A 19,919-nucleotide genomic window follows, 5' to 3' on the forward strand; every position below is an offset into this window, starting at 1 on the left:
TGTCAGAAATTTTGTGAAAATTTGCTTTGTTGTAATTGTGTAAAGACTTGCGATAGACGTTGTGGATCTTTGATACCTGCTGAAGATTCCACCCCTGAATTAAAATCAAGTCCTAAGCAACCGGTGTTTAGAGCGTCTAAACAGTTATCACTGTTTAGGCCACCTGCAAGTAATGCTTTATGGCGTAAAGTAGGCGGAATAGTTTGCCAATCAAAGGTGTTGCCTGTGCCACCTGTACCATTATCTAATACATATTTGTTAACTTGCGCAATGTGCTGAATATCATGGTGATAAGCCATATTAAGCGCTTGCCAAATTTCACATTGTGGGGCGATTTTTTCCCTTAGTTGGGCTATAAATTGTGCATCTTCAGCGCCATGTAACTGAACCGCAGATAAATTAAGTTGTTTAGCATAGTCACAAATAAGCTCAATAGATTGGTTTTGAAAAACGCCCACAAAAGCTAATGGCGCTTGTGTTACCAATAATTGTGCTTGTGACAGTGTCACTCTTCGTGGTGATTTCTCAGCAAAAATTAATCCTCCATAATAGGCACCCGCTTGATAGGCCGCTTTAACATCTTGTGTACGGGTTAAGCCGCACACTTTATGCTTTCCCAAAATAAGTGCTCTTACCGCTTGGGCAATATTCTCTTGTGACATCAAGGCACTACCCACTAAAAAGCCATTAGCATATTGACTTAGTGTTTTAACTTGTTGATGGGTATGAATTCCAGATTCGCTGATAACAATAGCCTCTTGCGGTAAACCTTGGCTAAGTTGTTCGGTACGGGATAAATCAATAGAGAGATCACGTAAATTACGATTATTAATCCCGATCACTTTTGCTTTAAGCTCAATGGCTCGCTGACGCTCTTCTTCGGTGCTCACTTCTGTTAATACTCCCATGTTTAATTGGTGAGCAACGGCACTAAGCGCACGGTACTGTTCATCATTAAGAACAGAAAGCATTAATAAAATGGCATCAGCTTGGTAAAAACGAGCTAAATAAATTTGGTATTCATCGATAATAAAATCTTTACATAAAACAGGTTGATGAACGGCATCACTCACTTGACGTAAATAATCAAAACTGCCTTGAAAATATTTTTCATCAGTCAGTACCGAAATAGCGGCTGCATAGGGTTGATAAATTTTCGCAATGGCAACGGGATCAAAATCAGAGCGAATAATCCCTTTTGAGGGCGATGCTTTTTTACACTCTAAAATAAACACTGGGTGTGATTGCGTTAATGCTTGATAAAATGAGCGTGTCGATGGCGCAATCTTATCTATAAAGGTTGATAAAGGTTGCTGTGCTTTACGTGCAACTAAATATTCGGCTTTATCTTTAACAATGGCATTTAATACAGTCATTATTTTTATCCTCTTGCGGCTAGCGCATTAACGCGATTAATGGTTTTACCGCTATAGATTGCGTGCATAGCAACTTCGGTATTGGCTTTCAAATCTTCTTGTCCGTGTAAACGCATTAATAAGGCGACATTGGCAGCGACGGATTCAGTGTGTGCGCGTTTACCTTGTCCTTGCAGTAAATTAGCCAATAATTGGCGATTAACCTCAGGTGTACCGCCTTCAAGATCACTTATCGCACAAGGACGCAGACCAAAATCACTTGGGGTTAATTGATAACGAGTGATTTCCCCATTGTGTAATTCAGCCACTTGTGTGGGAGCATGTAATGACACTTCATCCATTCCACCACTATGGACCACTGCCGCACGTTTGTAGCCCAAGACGTTTAAGGTATCTGCAATAGGCATTAATAATTCAGGACTATAAACACCAATTAATGCTAAAGGCGGACGCGCTGGATTAATTAATGGGCCTAACACATTAAAGAGTGTGCGTGTTCTTAGCTGTTGGCGCACAGGTGCGGCAAAGCGAAAACCACTGTGATAAAGCGGCGCAAATAAAAAGCATAGTCCAATTTCATCTAACAATTGGCGGGCATCGTTGGCACTTTTATCTAGCGGAATACCAAATGCCGCTAATAAATCTGATGATCCTGAGCGACTAGACACGCTACGATTACCATGTTTAGCCACTTTTAGACCAATTTCTGCCGCGACAAACGCACTGGCTGTTGAAATATTGATGCTATTGGCTCCATCGCCGCCAGTACCCACAATATCGCAAAACAGATAATCTGGGCGTGGAAAAGGAGAGGCATTATCCAATAGGGCACGAGCCGCTCCGGCAATCTCTTGAGGGTGCTCACCACGCATTTTCATACTAATCAATACCGCTGCTAACTGTGATTCTGTTAATTCACCACGAATAATCGCACTAAACAGTGTTTGGCTCTCTTCTAAGCTTAATTGTTGTCCTGCAAATAATTTATTGAAGATAGTATCCATATTATGCGTCTCCTCTTGGTGCTTGTGCCCATGCAATGGTTTGTTGTAAAAGTTGTGCGCCTTTAGTGGTTAAAATTGATTCTGGATGAAACTGAAAACCACAAGTTCGATGTTGGCGATGGCGCACGGCCATCACGGTGTTATCACACCACGCATTGACGATAAGTTGCTCAGGCACAATTTCGCCAGAGAGTGAATGATAACGAGCGACGGGCAGAGGATTTGGCAGATGTTCAAACATCGCCTGCCCATCATGGGTGGCGAGCGTAGCTTTACCGTGTAAAATTTCTCCACAAGAAGAGACTTTACCGCCATAAGCTTCAATAATGGCTTGATGCCCTAAACAGATACCAATAATAGGCAATTTACCTAACATGCGATTAAGTAGCTCAGGCATACAACCCGCTTGTGAAGGTGTACCAGGGCCGGGAGACAACATAAGAATAGGGTTATCTAACAGGTTTAATTGTTTTTCGATAAAAGAAGCACTGACATCATTGCGATAGATGATCACTTGATGATGTTGACTGCGTAAAAGGTCGACTAAGTTATAAGTAAAAGAGTCGATATTATCGAGTAGTAAGAGCGTCGCCATTAGCAAGCCTCCTGCATGTGAGTTTCAGCATGCGCCTGTAAAATGGCATTGATAACCGCTTGTGATTTATTGCGAGTTTCTTCCGCCTCCATTTTGGGATCAGAATCGAGCACAATACCAGCGCCCACTTGAATAGTTGCAATATCTTTTTCTACATAAGCAGAACGAATAACTATGCAAGTATCAAAATCACCGTTACCAGTAAAGTAGCCAATTGCACCGCCATAACTGCCTCGTTTGGTTTTTTCATATTGTGCAATCAGTTGCATAGCACTGACCTTCGGTGCTCCTGAGAGTGTCCCCATATTCATACAGGCTTGATAGGCATGAAAAATATCTAAGTCATGACGTAATGTTCCTACTACTCTTGATACTAAGTGCATAACAAAAGCGTAGCGATCCACTTTGGTTAATTCAGCGACATAACGGCTTCCAGCTTGGCAGATACGCGCTAAATCATTGCGTGCTAAATCAACCAACATAAGGTGTTCTGATAACTCTTTGGTATCTGTGCGCATTTCAAGCTCAATGCGGCTATCTAAATCAGCATTGATTGAGCCGTCGGCATTGCGACCTCTTGGGCGTGTACCTGCGATAGGATAAATTTCAATTTGGCGATCACTTGCTTGATATTTCAACGCACTTTCAGGTGACGCACCAAAAACGGTAAATAACGCATCTTGCATATAAAACAAATAGGGACTGGGGTTTTTTTGTTTCAAAACTTGATAGGCAGCCAGTGGTGAAGGGCAGTTAATTTGAAAACGACGTGATGGAACAACTTGGAAAATATCGCCACGACGAATATAGGTTTTCATCGCTTCAACAATAGCACCATACTCTTCGTCATTCATATTGCTACTTACAACCGCTTGCTGAGGTGTTAATGGTTGACGTTGTGGTTGTTTTAAAGGTTGCTGTGCGAGTGCAACTAATTGTGCCTGACGGTTATCAAGACGCTGACACTCTTGTGGATTATCCGTAAAGGCAACGGAAATTAATTGGCTATGATGATGTTGATGGTCGATCACAATTAACTGTTCAGCTAAATAAAAACAGTAGTCAGGACAAGAAAAAGCCGCTTCTAAATCAGGTAAGGATTCAAATCCGTTCACTAAGTCATAGGCAAATAACCCTCCCACAAAAACAGCATTGGCTTCTTTTGCGGTGCTATTTGCTAGGAAAAAACGTAAAACATCAAATACGCTAGCTGCTTTTAACTTGCTCTCTTCATCTTGAGGGAAAGATGATGATGCAAAAGTAAATATACATTGTTCCGCTCGCTCTACGGAGAGTGTGCTTTTTTCTTTTAGTGCGTTTTTTAATAACGCTAAGATATATTGGCCGTTGAGACTTAACGCATCGACAGTCACTTGATTTTTGTTTGCACTAATACGTAATGCACTATCAACGATTAACAAACTTTTTAAATTAGCTTTGGTATCAATTTGTGCGGATTCTAACAATAAGGTGTGATGACGATGTTCACACAACGTATTGAAAAGTAACGCCGGCTCGCTGTGATAAGGCAATGCCGTTACCTTAGTTGTTAATGGGAATGCAAGTGAAGTGTTCATTATTATCGCTCTATTTTCTTTTTTCTGGTGCTGATAAGCACAAAATTGGCACATAAAAAAACCCGCGGTAGGCGGGTTTTAGATATCACTGATGCTAAGCAGGAGATCAAACCGCCCATAAAAGAGTTTTGCGCCACCACAGAGCAATAAGACGTTGATTGATATTCATAAGATCTCCTTACAGCGGATGATAAGTTTATATTTAATAGACTAGCTCATGTTGTGTACTAGTAAACTGGATTATATTGGGTTCGTCAAGTACTTTATGGCATACTCTTAAAAATTCGTTGTATCACTGAGGATAAACAGGGAGAAGGAATGACTGAATTGCTATCTGATTTACGCGTGATTTATGATCTGCATAGCCATACTACTGCATCAGATGGCGAGCTCTCACCTGATGAATTAATCGATAGAGCCATTGAAAAACAAATTACGGTATTAGCGATAACCGATCACGATACTACCGCTGCTATCCAACCTGCCAAAAATTATATTGCAGAAAAAAGTTTACCTTTAACTTTGATATCAGGTGTCGAGATATCGACTTTGTGGGAGAATATAGAAATCCATATTGTTGGATTACAGATTGATATCGAACATCAAGCCATGACGACATGCCTAGCAAAACAGAGTCAATGCCGTGAAACTCGCGCTAAAATGATCGGCGAACGTTTAGCTAAAGCGGGTATTGCTGGGGCATGGGAAGGAGCAAGTGCCCTAGCGAAAGGCGGGCAAGTGACACGAGGACACTTTGCGCGTTTTTTGGTTAATGAAGGGCATGTGGCATCGGTCAATAAAGTATTTAAACGCTATCTAGCGAAAGGAAAAACAGGTTATGTACCGCCACAATGGTGTTCAATTGGTGACGCTGTCACGGCTATTCATCAAGCGGGTGGAGTTGCGGTATTGGCACATCCTGGTCGCTATGGTCTATCCTCTAAATGGTTAAAGCGATTAGTGCTTTATTTTAAACAACAAGGTGGTGATGCTATAGAAGTGGCACAATGCCAACAACCACCACAAGAGCGAGAACAACACGCAGCTTTAGCACAAGCTTATGATCTTAAAGCTTCGTTAGGTTCTGATTTTCATCGCCCTTGCTCGTGGATAGAGCTAGGACGTAATTTATGGTTACCCGCTAATGTTGAACCTGTATGGACATTATGGCAGGGATAACATCAAAAAGTCGTTGAGGGATATATGAGCCAACTTTTTTACATTCACCCTGATAATCCGCAGGCTCGTTTAATTGAACAAAGTGCGGATGTTTTACGCAAAGGCGGAGTGGTAATTTATCCAACAGATTCAGGCTATGCGATAGGTTGTTGTTTGGATAATAAAGATGCGATGACGCGTATTTGTCGAATTCGCCAACTCGATAAACATCATAATTTCACTCTAATGTGTCGAGATTTATCAGAAATTGCCACTTATGCCTATGTTGATAATGTTGTTTTCCGTTTAATTAAAAATAATACGCCTGGTAACTACACCTTTATTTTAAAAGCCACCAAAGATGTACCTAAGCGTTTAATGAATGATAAACGTAAAACAATTGGTTTACGTGTACCTTCTAATCCTATTGCGCTGGCATTATTAGAAAATATCGGTGAGCCATTAATGTCTACCAGCTTAATATTACCGGGTAATGATTTTGCAGAGTCAGATCCGGAAGAGATTAATGACTTATTGGGTAAACAGGTTGATTTAGTGATCCACGGTGGTTACTTGGGGCAAAAGCCAACCACGGTGATTGATTTAACAGAAGATAGCCCCGTTATTGTCCGTGAAGGAATGGGCGATATTACGCCTTTTCAATAACCTTTTAAATTTGGTAAATGCATCATAGGGGACTTATTATAGTGAGATAAAAGGTGAAGAGATTTATTGCTTGTGTTAAATTTACGCACTGCGATAAAGCCATTGGGCGCATCTTGTGGTTAGTGACATCAAGAAAGCTGTTTTTGAAGTAAACGGCATAGTAACGATGGAAGCCTTAGGCGCTATTTTATCGACACGATTTTATTTGTCATGCTCATTTTATTGTCACTTTGGCATGGCTTATCCCTGAATCAATAGACCTGTGTTTGTTAAACAGTTTAATAAACATGGGTTATTTTTTACCTGATTGATTTTAAAACTAATTTATTTTATGACGCCTGTGAAGGCGACACATGAGGTTGTTTCATGAGCGATAAATCGCAACGTACTGAAAAATTACAAAAAATTCTTGCTCGTTCTGGTCATGGTTCTCGACGTGAGATTGAAGGCTATCTTCAAGAAGGCCGTATCAGTATTGATGGCGTGAAGGCAAAATTAGGCGATCGTATTGATGCCAATTCTACAGCCAAAATCCGTTTAGATGGTCGTATATTAAGTATTCGCGAAGCACAAAAAGATGTTTGTCGAGTGTTAGCTTATTACAAGCCAGAAGGTGAGCTATGTACACGTAGTGATCCACAGGGCAGACCGACCGTATTCCAACGTCTTCCGCGTTTAAATAGTGCGCGTTGGATAGCCGTTGGTCGTCTTGATGTTAACACCAGTGGTTTATTACTCTTTACCACTGATGGTGAGTTAGCCAATCGCTTAATGCACCCAAGTCGTGAAGTTGAGCGTGAATATGCGGTACGTGTTTTTGGTGAAATTGATGATGCAAAAATTCGTCAATTGACTCGTGGGGTACAATTAGAAGATGGGCCGGCATCATTCCGTTCGGTTTCTTATCGCGGCGGTGAAGGCATTAACCAATGGTACAATGTATCGCTAACGGAAGGACGCAATCGAGAAGTCCGCCGTATGTGGGAAGCGGTAGGTGTACAGGTTAGTCGCCTTATTCGTGTTCGTTATGGTGATATTGATTTGCCTAAAGGACTTCCACGTGGCGGATGGGTTGAGCTAGGCTTAAATCAAATTAACTATTTACGCCAGCTGGTGGAACTAAACGATGAGACAGTAACCAAAGTGGCTGTCGAAAAAGATCAGCGTCGAATTAAAGCAAATCAAATTCGTCGGGCGGTGAAACGCCATACCAAAATTTCTGCGCGTACTTCAACTTCACCGGCTAAGCGTGCTTCAAGCCGCCGCCAATCAGCGGGAAGTAAAAGCAAATAAACGAATAATTATTGATAAATTCAAATTAAATTTTCAGTTAGATACAGAAGTCTGCTAATTTTTAGCAGACTTCTTTTTTTGATAGCTTTATTTTTATAATAAATAAAACTATGATGCTTATATTAATACGATGATAAGCTGTTTCTATCATATTAATATTTTATTTGTATTTATTACGATAAGGTATACGCGATAATATGCATCGTTATATTTATTTAACAACAGTGTTGTGTATGAACTTTCTTAGTTTAGGCTGTGATGAGGCAACAACATCGACAACACAAACAGGCATTTTTTATATCAGTAACAATAACAATGTGCCGTTACAATTTAAAATTGATACTAATCATTTTTCGATTAATAAAGGTGAGGTAAAAAAAATAACATTAACCAATGGAGAGCATATATTAGAATCAAACTCAGGTGAAAAGAAAGTATTTATGGTTTACCCTGGAAATAATGGGGGGATTATTAATCCCTCTCAGGAAATATACTATAGCTTTACTTCCGTGTTTACTTCAGAAGAAAATAAAGAACACTTTTATTTAGATACGCGCTCTGTTTGGATCAATGGACAATTAATACATGGTGCCATTAATAGCACAGATGCTGTGTTTATCGACAACAATATCTTTCGTTGTGACATTCCATTAAATGAGCCTATTCCTCCTTATTTACCAGATTGGAAGAATTCTGGGGTAGGCAATGTATTGACTAAATGCTTCTCTCAAGAGGAGTTTCAAACGTTTTTAGCCAAATATCCTTATGGTATTCATTTCGAGAATAATCACGATTTATTAACCAAACAAGCTAAGAAAGAACAGTTTAGTTGGATAAATGAAAAAGATACACGTACTGAGGATTTTAATCCTACACTGAGTGAAATAAATTTTAATAATAAAGAATTAGTACAAGAAGCCAATACTATTTATGAAATAGTTTACTCGTATTTAGCGTCTCGTGATCCTGATAAGAAACAAGAGCTTTATAATATTTATCATCTGCATATCATGTCTATGGCATGGATTTATAGCCAACAAATACAAAATGATATACTGGATGATAAAGAAGCCTACTTTCAATTAATAAAAGAGACCGGAAGAATATTTGGTGCAGGTATATTAGGTGAACCTGTATTGATATAAATATATTACGGCAATCTGAACACATAATACGAGTTTATTATACGCATTTATTTTACCAATCAATTCCTTTTTGTGCTTTGATACCACTGTCAAACGCATGCTTAATAGGACGCATTTCCGTAACGGTATCAGCTAATTCTATTAATTGTCTATGACAGCCTCGTCCTGTAATAATAACACTTTGATGATCAGGACGAGAAGTAATAGCCGCAACCACATCTTCAAGTGGTAGATAATGAAAACTGATCATATAAGTAAGTTCATCTAAGACAACTAAATCATAGTCAGGTGAATTGAGTAATTGCAGTGCATATTGCCAAGTATTTAAACAGGCTTGTGTATCGGCAGCTTTATCTTGAGTTTCCCATGTAAAACCGGTTTCCATAACATAGAAGGGAACGCCGGCTTGTTCTAAAAGATTACGTTCTCCATTTTCCCATGTCCCTTTAATAAATTGCACAACACCGACTTTTTTATGATGACCAACCGCACGTGTAGCGGTTCCCATGGCGGCGGTGGTTTTCCCTTTACCATTACCAGTAAAAATCATCAAAATGCCTTGTTCGCGTTGCGCCTGCGCAATTCGGGCATCAACTTTTTCTTTCAAACGTTGTTGGCGCTGTTGGTGTTGTGCATCACTCATAGGATAAACCTTATATTCTCAAGTTATTCAGCAGGTCCGGCTTTACGATCGGGTTGTGCATCTAAAGATTGACCACTCACTTCAATGCTGTCATCACTCATTAGATAGAGATATAACGGCATTAGATCTTTTGGCGTTTTAAGTTTTTGTGCATTTTCATCGGGGAAAGCACTTGCTCGCATACTGGTGCGTGTTCCACCCGGATTGATGCAGTTAATACGCAAGCTACTGTCTTTATATTCTTCATGTAACACTTGCATTAAGCCTTCTGTGGCAAATTTAGAGACAGAATAAGCCCCCCAACCATAACGGCCTTGGCGACCTACACTGGAGGTTGTCAAAATAAGGCTTGCATGAGGTGCCTTAAGCATTAGGGGGATTAAGGCTTTAGTCAACATAAAGGTTGCATTAACGTTGACTTGCATCACATCATGCCAAAGTGTACTTGGTTGGTTAATTATCGGCTCAACAACACCGAGTAGGCCGGCATTTTGTAATACACCGTCCAAATGAGGAAAACGTTTTACGATAGTATCAGCAAATTCCTGATAATCGTTCTCGCTCGCGGTGAGTAGATCTAAAGGGTAAAGCATCGGTTGTTGCCCGCCTGAAGTGATAATCTCATTTTGTACATCTTCAAGCTTAGATAAGGTACGTCCTAACAAGATTAATGTCGCACCATAGCGAGCATATGTGAGAGCAGCTTCTTTACCTATGCCATCACCAGCCCCCGTTACTAGAATTATTTTATCTCTTAATACAGTATGATCGGGTTGATATTGCAACATATTAATATCCTGTTTATTGAAAAATAAATAAAGTGTAACGTCTTATGTGCTTAAGAACCAGTTTAGCGACTCATTTTTAAAGTGATTAACGGCTAGTGATACAGATAATAACTGCCAGAATGGCGCCTTTGTTACTGGCATCAGCGTAAAATTTCGTTAAACTAGGTGCTATGATTTCACTGTGTTTTATTAACCTTAAAAGAGGCCTTTGTGGAGTATATTTTACAATATGGACTGTTTTTAGCTGAGATTGCGACAGTTGTTGTCGCTATTATTGCTATTGTTTCGTTTTTTGTGGTTATCGGTAGTAAAAAGCAACATCGAAAAGGCACATTAAAGGTGACTGATCTTGCTGAGTCTTACCACGATAAACAACGTGTTATGCAACAAGCCAAAATGGATGAGGCTGAATTAAAAGTGTGGCATAAAGCGTTTAAAAAACAACAAAAGAAAGAGCAAAAACTGAGTAAAAACAATGCTAAAGAAGGGCGCAAAGGCGTTGTTAAACCTTGTTTATATGTTATTGATTTTAAAGGTAGCATGGATGCCCATGAAGTTGGTGCATTACGTGAAGAGATAAGCGCTATCCTCTCTGTGGCACAAGCGGGTGATGAAGTACTGCTTCGTCTTGAAAGCCCCGGTGGTATGGTTCACGGTTATGGCCTAGCAGCAGCCCAGTTAACTCGTTTAAAAGATAAAGGGATCAAATTAACTGCAGTGGTCGATAAAGTCGCCGCCAGTGGGGGTTATATGATGGCCTGTATCGCTGATAAAATTGTTGCGGCACCTTTTGCGATTATCGGCTCTATCGGTGTGGTCGCTCAAATACCCAATATTCATCGTTTATTAAAGAAAAATGACATTGATGTTGAGTTACATACTGCCGGTGAATATAAACGCACGCTAACCCTATTAGGGGAAAATACGGATGAAGGTCGTGAGAAATTTAAACAAGATCTCAATGAAACTCATCTGCTATTTAAGTCTTTCGTACATAAATATCGCCCTGAATTAGATATTGATAGTGTTGCAACCGGCGAGTATTGGTATGGAACGGATGCTGTAGATAAAGGGCTGATTGATGAAGTGGGGGTCAGCGATGATTGGCTCATCAGTCGTATTAATGATTTTGAAGTATTATCCGTTCAATATATCCTGAAGAAAAAAATGGTAGAACGAGTTACTGGTGGCGCAATGGAAAGCGTGGATAAATTAATGATGCGTTGGCTACAAAGGGGTAAAAACCCACTGTTATAAGCATTATCAAATAACGAGTTGCTATCAAATTAGCGATATTCAGTAGTTAGATGTAAGCTGAGTATCGCTATTTTTTTATTATTTATTCAGCGTTTTTCGAATAAAAAAAGCCAGTGAGGTACACACTGGCATAAAAATAATTGATAATTTTTAACAACAATCGGGCAATATTTCCTCTTTCTAGGAAGACTCAATATAGCGATAAAGAGAAAATAAATATAATTGATATTACATATTGAATTGATAGGCTCTGAAAATCTTCTCTATATCTTATATTGATAGTTAATAACCGATTTCTTGGCAATAAGTGCCAAAATAGTCAGTAAAAATCATCACGCTAGATGGTATTTTTCAGATAACACATGTGCTAAATGTTTAAACATATTGAATGCAGCGGTACTTTTAGCCGTGGGTAAGCCCTGTTCATCTAAAAAAAATTCGCCTTTAAATACCAGTACATTGCCTTTTTGTTCAACAGAATCTGCGTACATACCTTGTAAATAGTCTTCATGTTCACGTATGATTTTATTCGCTTTTTCAAGTAGCATCTCTGCGGAAATAGGTGTAGTTTGTGTCGACATCATTTATGCTCCTTAGAAAAATAATTTGTTGCGCCTCGCTTTTTATCAGGTAGAGTGTGGCATTTTTAAAAGCTTAGCTACTCTATATACATAGACATCGCTATGTTTTAGACCTGAATCAGTGATGAGGTGATTAAAATACCTCAAAAAAAGTAACGTGTTTTGCGTTTAAACAAAAGCTTTGAATAAAAACAGGTTGATATATTGCAAAACTAACGCAATATAAAAAGAGATTTCAAAAGTTTTCTGAGCTGAGGGTATTAAACAATACCGTCATGACAAAGTTTAATTAGGTAAAGGTAATTATGGGTAAAGCTCTTGTTATCGTGGAGTCCCCGGCTAAAGCCAAAACAATCAATAAATATCTTGGCAATGACTACGTAGTAAAATCTAGCGTGGGTCACATTCGTGATTTGCCAAAAAGTGGTTCTGGCAGCCAGAAGAGCGAAAACTCATCCGCCACGAAAGGCGTGAAAAAGGTTAAAAAGGATGAGAAATCAGCCTTAGTCAGCCGTATGGGTGTCGATCCTTATAATGGTTGGCATGCAAACTACCAAATTCTGCCGGGTAAAGAGAAGGTAGTCGCTGAACTAAAAGCATTGGCTGAAAAAGCAGATCATATCTATCTCGCAACGGACCTTGACCGCGAAGGAGAAGCTATCGCGTGGCATTTACGCGAAGTGATCGGCGGTGAAGATGATAGATTTAGTCGTGTCGTGTTTAATGAAATTACGAAAAATGCCATTACACAAGCATTCCAAACACCGGGTGAGCTGAATATTGACCGTGTTAACGCGCAACAAGCACGTCGTTTTATGGATCGTGTGGTTGGCTATATGGTTTCTCCGCTGTTATGGAAAAAAGTGGCGCGTGGTTTATCTGCGGGGCGTGTACAGTCAGTTGCGGTACGCCTACTCGTCGAGCGTGAACGTGAAATTAAAGCATTTGTGCCAGAAGAGTATTGGCAATTACACGCTTCACTGCTGACACCCGATGAACAACCCTTGCGTATGGAAGTGACGCACTATCAAGATAACTCCTTTAAACCAGTCTCCTCTGAGGAAACTCAGGTGGCGGTTAAGGCGTTACAGAATGCCACTTTCATCGTTAAAAACCGTGAAGATAGACCAACATCCAGTAAACCAAGTGCCCCTTTGATCACCTCTACATTGCAACAAGCGGCAAGTACTCGCTTAAGCTTTGGGGTGAAAAAGACCATGATGTTGGCTCAACGTCTTTATGAAGCAGGTTATATCACCTATATGCGTACTGACTCTACCAACCTGAGTCAGGATGCAATCCAAATGGCACGTGATTATATTCACGATAAATTTGGTGCAAAATATCTGCCTAAAGAGCCGAATGTTTATTCAAGCAAAGAGAACTCACAAGAAGCACACGAAGCTATTCGTCCTTCTGATATCAATGTGACGGCTGAATCTTTAAAAGATATGGATAGCGACGCGAAGCGTTTATATCAACTGATTTGGGATCAATTTGTCGCCTGTCAAATGACACCGGCAAAATATGACTCAACCACACTTACGGTTGCATCAGGGGATTATAAACTACGCGCTAAAGGTCGCACATTACGTTTTGCGGGTTGGACAAAAGTCATGCCAGCAATGCGCAGTAAAGATGAAGATAAAACATTACCAGCGGTTGATGTAGGGGCGCAATTAGCGTTAGCTGAGTTATCGCCAACGCAACACTTTACTAAGCCACCAGCGCGTTTTAGTGAAGCTACATTAGTTAAAGAGCTAGAAAAACGAGGTATTGGTCGACCTTCAACTTATGCTTCAATTATCTCTACCATTCAAGATAGAGGTTATGTCAAAGTTGAAAATCGCCGTTTCTATGCAGAAAAAATGGGTGAGATTGTTACCGATCGCTTAGAAGAAAACTTTAGTGATTTGATGAACTACGATTTCACGGCTCAAATGGAAGATCATCTCGACCATGTAGCCAACAACCAAGAAAACTGGAAAGCGGTATTAGATGCATTCTTCACAGATTTTAGTCAGCAACTAGAAGTCGCTGAAAAAGATCCAGAAGAAGGTGGAATGCGACCTAACCCTATGGTTATTACTTCTATTGAATGTCCTACTTGTTCCCGTCATATGGGAATTAGAACAGCGACGACAGGGGTATTCTTAGGGTGCTCGGGCTATGCTTTACCACCAAAAGAGCGTTGTAAACAAACGATAAATCTTATTCCTGAAGATGAATTACTTAATATCTTGGAAGGAGATGATGCGGAAACTAATGCATTACGTGCCCGTCGTCGTTGTCCGAAATGCGGTACGGCAATGGACAGTTATCTTATTGATACTCATCGTAAATTACATGTTTGTGGTAATAATCCTGCATGTGATGGTTATGAAGTTGAAGAAGGTGAATTCCGCTTAAAAGGTTATGAAGGCCCAGTGATTGAGTGTGATAAATGTGGCGCTGAAATGCATCTAAAAATGGGGCGTTTTGGCAAGTACATGGGTTGCACCAATGAAGAGTGTAAAAATACACGTAAGATCTTAAAGAGTGGTGAAATTGCACCACCAAAAGAAGATCCGGTTCCACTACCTGAGTTGCCTTGTGAAAAATCGGATGCTTACTTTGTGTTACGTGATGGCGCGGCGGGTATTTTCCTTGCGGCCAATACGTTCCCTAAATCAAGGGAAACCCGTGCACCGAAAGTGGCTGAGTTAGTACGTTTTAAAGATAGATTATCGGAAAAAATGCGCTACTTAGCACAAGCACCTGTAACCGATCCAGAAGGGAATCCAACCATAGTACGTTTTAGTCGTAAAACTAAACAGCAATATGTCTCTTCTGAAAAAGAGGGGAAAGCAACAGGTTGGTCAGCCTTTTATATTGATGGCAAATGGGTTGAAAAAAGTAAATAATATCGATAGTTATTGATATTTTAAGATAAAAAAGCGACTTACTGACATAAGTCGCTTTTTTTGCATTAAGAGGATATGCTAATTAACGTACATTGAAACAGTATTAATGGTGAGTCTCTATTTGTTGATATCGACGACTTTATGCTGAGCATAAATAATAAGAGGAAGATACTATGAAACTGATACCTTTGTTACTCTCTGGACTACTCTTTACATCGGTTGCCAGTGCGGCGAGCTTAGATGTTACGTTAAAAGAAGCCTTACCTACAGGGGCGGGTGATGATATTGGTGTTGTCACTATTACCGAAACCGATTATGGGCTGTTATTTACGCCAAAACTTACTGGGTTAACACCGGGTGTTCATGGTTTTCATATCCATGCTAATGGCTCTTGTGAGCCAGATATGAAAGATGGAAAACCTGTTCCAGCATTAAAAGCGGGTGGTCATCTTGATCCTGAAAATAAAGGTGTTCACTTAGGGCCTTATAACAAAGAAGGGCATTTAGGTGATCTACCTGGTTTGGTTGCCAATAGTCAAGGTGACGCTGATTATGCCGTTCTTGCTCCTAGACTGACTAAGCTTGATCAAATTAAAGATAAAGCCTTAATGGTTCACGTTGGGGGAGATAACTACTCAGATAACCCAGAAGCGCTTGGCGGTGGTGGTGCTAGAATGGCATGTGGTGTGATTAAATAATTCATTTATTTATAATCCAAAAGCTATCTGATGATGGCTTTTGGGTTAATGGTTATACTCACTAAAATAGTGCATAGTTTTATCCCATCGCAATGTGATGAAATCACATTTAATATTGATTAAAAAACGACTGCTTTAAGCGGTTTTTCTTATGTATTTTTTGGGTGTTAACCATATCATTTTTTCTTTTTCTATTTTCCCCGTCATTTTCTACTATTACTTATTTGATTAATTATTTATAAAAAATAATATATCTAACATAATATGAATCTTTATTTATTTCGTTTCTCCTTATTTATGCAATCCGAATTTTATCATTATTCATAAAATGAATATAAAAAGCCCAAAAGAAGATTAAAAAAACAGACATATTATATAGGCTAAATAAAATAAACGGCTTATTTAGAATTATATTTTAATTAAACCAAGCTTATTAGCTAAATATATTGATAAAATTGAGCTATTTAAAGTGGCAAGGTAATGAAATTGAATGTGATTAATTTTTAACTGTTAAAAATCAATGCATTATGAACTATTTTTTGAGCTTTCCATATTGGAAACAAAATATATTTTACTGTACCCAGTATTTACTGGGTTATGAGTAATTTGTTTATTTATTATTCATATTTTATACTAACAAATACTTTTTATGATTATTTTCACAGCATGATATAGTGATATTTTAATCATTTTACGCAAAGTGACTTATGCTAGAGAGATACTAAATATGGGAGCTGTTTACAGTTTATTAATAAGCTTTTATTATCCTTTATTCAAGTCTTATTGTACGCACTGTCTAAGATAGCGGATATAACGGACGAAGTGTTTTTAGTGTAATCGTTTAGTTTAATTTGTTATTTTTGATAAAAGGATATTGTTATGCCAACACCTTGCTATATTTCCATTGAAGGGAAAACACAAGGTAACATCACGGCAGATCCTGTCAGTAATATATTACCCACATTATTTATGCCAGAAGGCATAACGGCGATGAAAAGGTTCAAATATGCTAATGACAATGATTAAATTATTTGTTCTTATTCCTTATCTATTGTTAGGTGGTTGTAGTGGGCTTATCAATATATATCTTGATAATAAATTCCCCGTCAATATGAATAATGATGGCAATAAAATCACGGTTTATTCAACTATTTCCCCTGAAACAGTAGTGCAAGTCCGAGGTACTTATACGTCAAATAAATGCCAACGTTCTCATTTTAATTCTGATTATACCGAAGTCTCTTACTCCTCTTTAACACAAAAAGTAGAGGTAGAACGTAAAATAGCAGAGGATAATAAAACTGCGACCTACACTGTGCCTATTGATGGAGGGGGATGGTGTAATTGGAAGTTGAAAGAAATAGATATAGCACCAATATCGGTGAAATACAAACAAGATAGAATTAGTACTCTTGTTTTTCCTATTGTTAATAGTGAATATTCGAGAGTAGAATTATTTACAACAATAGCTCCTATAATGATTGAAAGTGAAAATGGCCAATCAATCTATTATTCACTATCAAGAATAGAAGGTGAAAAGAGTTTATCCAATAAATTAAATGGAAAAATTTATTTTAATTATAAAGTTGAACCTAAACTAACTACGACTATCTCAAAGGATGACAAAGCTATTTTCCCTAACGGTAATATTAAAACACTGAGTGGTTCGACTTATAGTAAAATGATTGGTTTTAATGAAATAATCGAGAATAGTGATGAGAAATCGTTTACTTCTTTTGTTAGATATATTGATTAATCAATAGGTTACTATTCTAATTCAACTATTAATTTAACTATGCAATCTTATAGATTTATTTGATATGAGCTAACCTTCGATGGTGATCATCTTCTATGTATGTACATTACGTTAAATATGATTCTGTTGCTCCTGACCGTTTACTGTACTTTCCAACGCTTACTAGGCAATAGTACAGTGGTTTTAACAGCAAATCGAATCAGTAAATTGTTATTATCACAATACAATCAAGACCATCCACAGACAGCAAGATTTCTACCAATTTTTATAGCTTATAACTATTCGATATAATAAAACCTAAATAACCTTATTAATTACGTTAGACCGAAATGAAATAAGTGATATAGTGGTTATATATTGCTTATTTATTATTCTTTTTGGTTATATGAATATGAGCGGAATAACAGAATAATAAGTCTTTTGTAAAGGGATCGTGCTTCTATGAAATTACAACAGTTGCGTTATATCGTTGAAGTGGTGAATAACGATTTAAACGTCTCAACGACAGCAGAGCGTTTATATACCTCTCAGCCGGGGATCAGTAAACAAATTCGTATGCTAGAAGATGAGTTGGGTATACAAATATTCTCTCGCAGTGGTAAGCACTTAACACATGTGACGCCAGCGGGGGAAGAAATTGTCAGATTATCTCGTGAGATATTATCCAAAACAGAAGCTATCCGCTCGGCTGCAGGGGAACACACTTATCCTGATCGCGGTTCGCTTTCTATTGCCACCACTCATACACAAGCGCGTTATGTTTTACCCCCTGTGATTAAAGGTTTTATAGAACGTTATCCCGAAGTGTCATTACATATGAATCAGGGTTCACCGACACAAATTGCAGAAGATGTTTGCCGTGGTAAAAGTGATTTTGCTATAGCGACCGAATCACTACATCTGTATAACGATTTAGTGATGTTACCTTGTTATCGTTGGAATCGTATTGTGGTGGTAACTAAAGATCACCCATTGGCGCAAAAGCGTGAAGTTACCTTACAAGAGCTTGCAACTTACGATATCGTTACTTATACCCATGGTTTTACTGGGCGCTCTGATCTTGACGAAGCCTTTGGTAAAGTGGGTTTAAAGCCTAAAATTGTTTTTACTGCAACGGATGCGGATGTAATAAAAACTTATGTCAGGCTACACTTAGGTATTGGTGTGATTGCGAGTATGGCATTTGATCCGATGCTTGATAGCGATTTAGTCGCTATTGATATGCGTGATAAATTTAGTTATAGCACCACAAAAATTGCATTTCGACGTAGTGGTTTTTTACGCGGTTATATGTATGACTTTATGTGGCGTTTTGCCCCACATCTAACACGTAATTTGGTGGAACAAGCGACAGCTTTACGCACCAATGAAGAAATTGAAGAGTTATTTAAAGATATCGAGTTACCTTTAGTTTAATACGCAAAGGCGGGTATATTATCCCGCCTTTTATCATTATGTAACTTATAACATTAATGCTATTGCAATAAAAAGTCCCCACTAAAAAATGAATCAGATTGAGTAATACTCAACTGACGAAACTTATTTAAAAAAGCATAAAATTGTCGATTAATCAGTGGATCATTAAGTGCACCAATATCAAAAATTGAGGTGATTGTTGTGTATTCTACTGAAATCGTAAATTTTCGCCCCGAACAACTGGCTAATAACATTTTGGCTGTTCGATGTGAGAAACGTAGACTCATTATTTTTAATTTAGGTACAAAAATAAGCTGATTATTATGATTAAGGATTTCCGTCACACCTGCAATAGTTATTGTTTTATAGCTATCAAAGGATTGGCGTATTCCTAGTTCAATTTGTTGTCCCTGATTGCGTAAAAAATCGATAAACTCGGCTAATGACGGTGACGCTGCATTAATGGCCGCACCTAATAACAGTTGCACAAAGGCTTGAGCAATTGAAAAATCAAATGTTTGCTTATCAAGTCGTTTGCTTTCAACTTTATTACGGCTAAGCAAAGGCAAATGATTAAGGGTTTCTAGCCAATGCTCTGGTTGATAATAAGCTTCACTATCTTCTTTTTTTAATACTGAAAGATGATTCGACATAATAGAGATTAAGGCAATTTGTATATCTTTCAGTTGTGTCATGATCATTTTTTCTGATTCGTTAAAACGTTTAGGTGAAGCGATAATAAATTGAACAAGTCCTTCTGTATCTTTGATATTAAGTGTCTGTTGTAATGATTTTATTGCTAAAGGCTGTGGAAAAGGGGGCGTAATAGGTTGTGCAAAATAACTATCAGCCATCATAATCTTTTTTAGTTGTTCGGCTTGTTGATTGTTCATATACATTATCCTTTATTTGCAATAATACCCCCATTAAATCCTAATTAAGTTAAAAGAAAGAGATTAAGTTTTGTTAGTAATATAATCTCAATAACATCATATTAACAAATCGTGTGGTCCGTAAGCGAAATTTCTCTTTCTATGATATGGTTAATAGATAACCTTACCTA

The 19,919-nt window shown here is 38.3% G+C and carries 15 protein-coding genes and 2 pseudogenes; 10 read left to right on the plus strand and 7 right to left on the minus strand.

Features of this window, described 5'->3' with window-relative positions; all coding sequences use genetic code 11:
- Nucleotides 1–2 precede the first annotated feature (2 nt).
- The 3 genes and pseudogenes from trpCF to AACV00_RS03445 form a co-directional block, all read right to left on the minus strand.
- Nucleotides 3–1,376, minus strand: a complete 1,374-nt coding sequence (trpCF, locus tag AACV00_RS03435; protein WP_012367970.1) for a bifunctional indole-3-glycerol-phosphate synthase TrpC/phosphoribosylanthranilate isomerase TrpF — start codon at nucleotides 1,374–1,376, stop codon at nucleotides 3–5.
- Between the two features lie 5 nt (nucleotides 1,377–1,381).
- A pseudogene (gene trpD / locus AACV00_RS03440) lies at nucleotides 1,382–2,975 on the minus strand (bifunctional anthranilate synthase glutamate amidotransferase component TrpG/anthranilate phosphoribosyltransferase TrpD).
- A complete protein-coding gene (locus tag AACV00_RS03445; RefSeq protein WP_071233754.1) occupies nucleotides 2,975–4,552 on the minus strand; it encodes an anthranilate synthase component 1 in 1,578 nt (525 codons plus the stop codon). Before AACV00_RS03445 ends, trpD begins: the two are co-directional and overlap by 1 nt.
- A 318-nt stretch (nucleotides 4,553–4,870) precedes the next feature.
- On the opposite strand from AACV00_RS03445, the gene rnm reads away from it, so the two are divergent.
- From rnm to AACV00_RS03465, 4 genes are all read left to right on the plus strand, one after another.
- Complete coding sequence (gene rnm / locus AACV00_RS03450; RefSeq protein WP_004243058.1) at nucleotides 4,871–5,731, plus strand: RNase RNM; 861 nt, start codon at nucleotides 4,871–4,873, stop codon at nucleotides 5,729–5,731.
- 24 nt (nucleotides 5,732–5,755) lie between these two features.
- Nucleotides 5,756–6,376, plus strand: a complete 621-nt coding sequence (locus AACV00_RS03455) for an L-threonylcarbamoyladenylate synthase (RefSeq protein WP_004243057.1) — start codon at nucleotides 5,756–5,758, stop codon at nucleotides 6,374–6,376.
- A gap of 366 nt (nucleotides 6,377–6,742) precedes the next feature.
- Entirely contained in the window at nucleotides 6,743–7,669 is a 927-nt protein-coding gene (gene rluB / locus AACV00_RS03460) for a 23S rRNA pseudouridine(2605) synthase RluB (protein ID WP_004243055.1), read from the plus strand.
- Nucleotides 7,670–7,902: 233 nt separating this feature from the next.
- Complete coding sequence (locus AACV00_RS03465) at nucleotides 7,903–8,814, plus strand: hypothetical protein (RefSeq protein ID WP_223231924.1); 912 nt, start codon at nucleotides 7,903–7,905, stop codon at nucleotides 8,812–8,814.
- A gap of 52 nt (nucleotides 8,815–8,866) precedes the next feature.
- Here the strand turns inward: AACV00_RS03465 and cobO are convergent, their stop codons facing one another.
- Together cobO and AACV00_RS03475 are read right to left on the minus strand one after the other, a co-directional pair.
- Nucleotides 8,867–9,457 (minus strand): cob(I)yrinic acid a,c-diamide adenosyltransferase, encoded by a 591-nt coding sequence (cobO, locus tag AACV00_RS03470; protein WP_004243052.1) that lies wholly within the window; start codon nucleotides 9,455–9,457, stop codon nucleotides 8,867–8,869.
- 23 nt (nucleotides 9,458–9,480) lie between these two features.
- Entirely contained in the window at nucleotides 9,481–10,242 is a 762-nt protein-coding gene (locus AACV00_RS03475) for a YciK family oxidoreductase (RefSeq protein WP_026090429.1), read from the minus strand.
- Nucleotides 10,243–10,455: 213 nt separating this feature from the next.
- On the opposite strand from AACV00_RS03475, the gene sohB reads away from it, so the two are divergent.
- Entirely contained in the window at nucleotides 10,456–11,502 is a 1,047-nt protein-coding gene (gene sohB / locus AACV00_RS03480) for a protease SohB (protein WP_108716976.1), read from the plus strand.
- A 332-nt stretch (nucleotides 11,503–11,834) separates the two neighbouring features.
- Here sohB and AACV00_RS03485 read toward each other — a convergent pair whose 3' ends face one another.
- Complete coding sequence (locus tag AACV00_RS03485) at nucleotides 11,835–12,083, minus strand: YciN family protein (RefSeq protein ID WP_036896103.1); 249 nt, start codon at nucleotides 12,081–12,083, stop codon at nucleotides 11,835–11,837.
- A gap of 305 nt (nucleotides 12,084–12,388) precedes the next feature.
- Between AACV00_RS03485 and topA the strand changes: the two genes are divergently transcribed.
- From topA to cysB, 5 genes and pseudogenes are all read left to right on the plus strand, one after another.
- A complete protein-coding gene (gene topA, locus AACV00_RS03490; protein ID WP_108716977.1) occupies nucleotides 12,389–14,986 on the plus strand; it encodes a type I DNA topoisomerase in 2,598 nt (865 codons plus the stop codon).
- A gap of 173 nt (nucleotides 14,987–15,159) precedes the next feature.
- On the plus strand, nucleotides 15,160–15,684 hold the full coding sequence (sodC, locus tag AACV00_RS03495; protein ID WP_017628093.1) for a superoxide dismutase family protein: 525 nt from the start codon (nucleotides 15,160–15,162) through the stop codon (nucleotides 15,682–15,684).
- A gap of 879 nt (nucleotides 15,685–16,563) precedes the next feature.
- Nucleotides 16,564–16,638: pseudogene (locus tag AACV00_RS17620) on the plus strand (hypothetical protein); the annotation flags it as partial.
- Nucleotides 16,639–16,690: 52 nt separating this feature from the next.
- The gene (locus tag AACV00_RS03505; protein ID WP_071233752.1) at nucleotides 16,691–17,440 is read left to right on the plus strand and encodes a hypothetical protein; all 750 of its coding nucleotides are present in this window, start codon (nucleotides 16,691–16,693) and stop codon (nucleotides 17,438–17,440) included.
- Nucleotides 17,441–17,881: 441 nt separating this feature from the next.
- Nucleotides 17,882–18,856: an HTH-type transcriptional regulator CysB gene (gene cysB, locus AACV00_RS03510; RefSeq protein WP_004243041.1), complete on the plus strand. Its 975-nt coding sequence runs from the start codon at nucleotides 17,882–17,884 to the stop codon at nucleotides 18,854–18,856.
- A gap of 59 nt (nucleotides 18,857–18,915) precedes the next feature.
- Here the strand turns inward: cysB and AACV00_RS03515 are convergent, their stop codons facing one another.
- Nucleotides 18,916–19,749, minus strand: coding sequence for a hypothetical protein (locus tag AACV00_RS03515; RefSeq protein WP_004248113.1), 834 nt, complete (start codon nucleotides 19,747–19,749; stop codon nucleotides 18,916–18,918).
- Nucleotides 19,750–19,919: the final 170 nt, after the last annotated feature.

It is taken from the genome of Proteus sp. G3927 (assembly GCF_963894685.1).
Lineage (GTDB): Bacteria > Pseudomonadota > Gammaproteobacteria > Enterobacterales > Enterobacteriaceae > Proteus > Proteus mirabilis.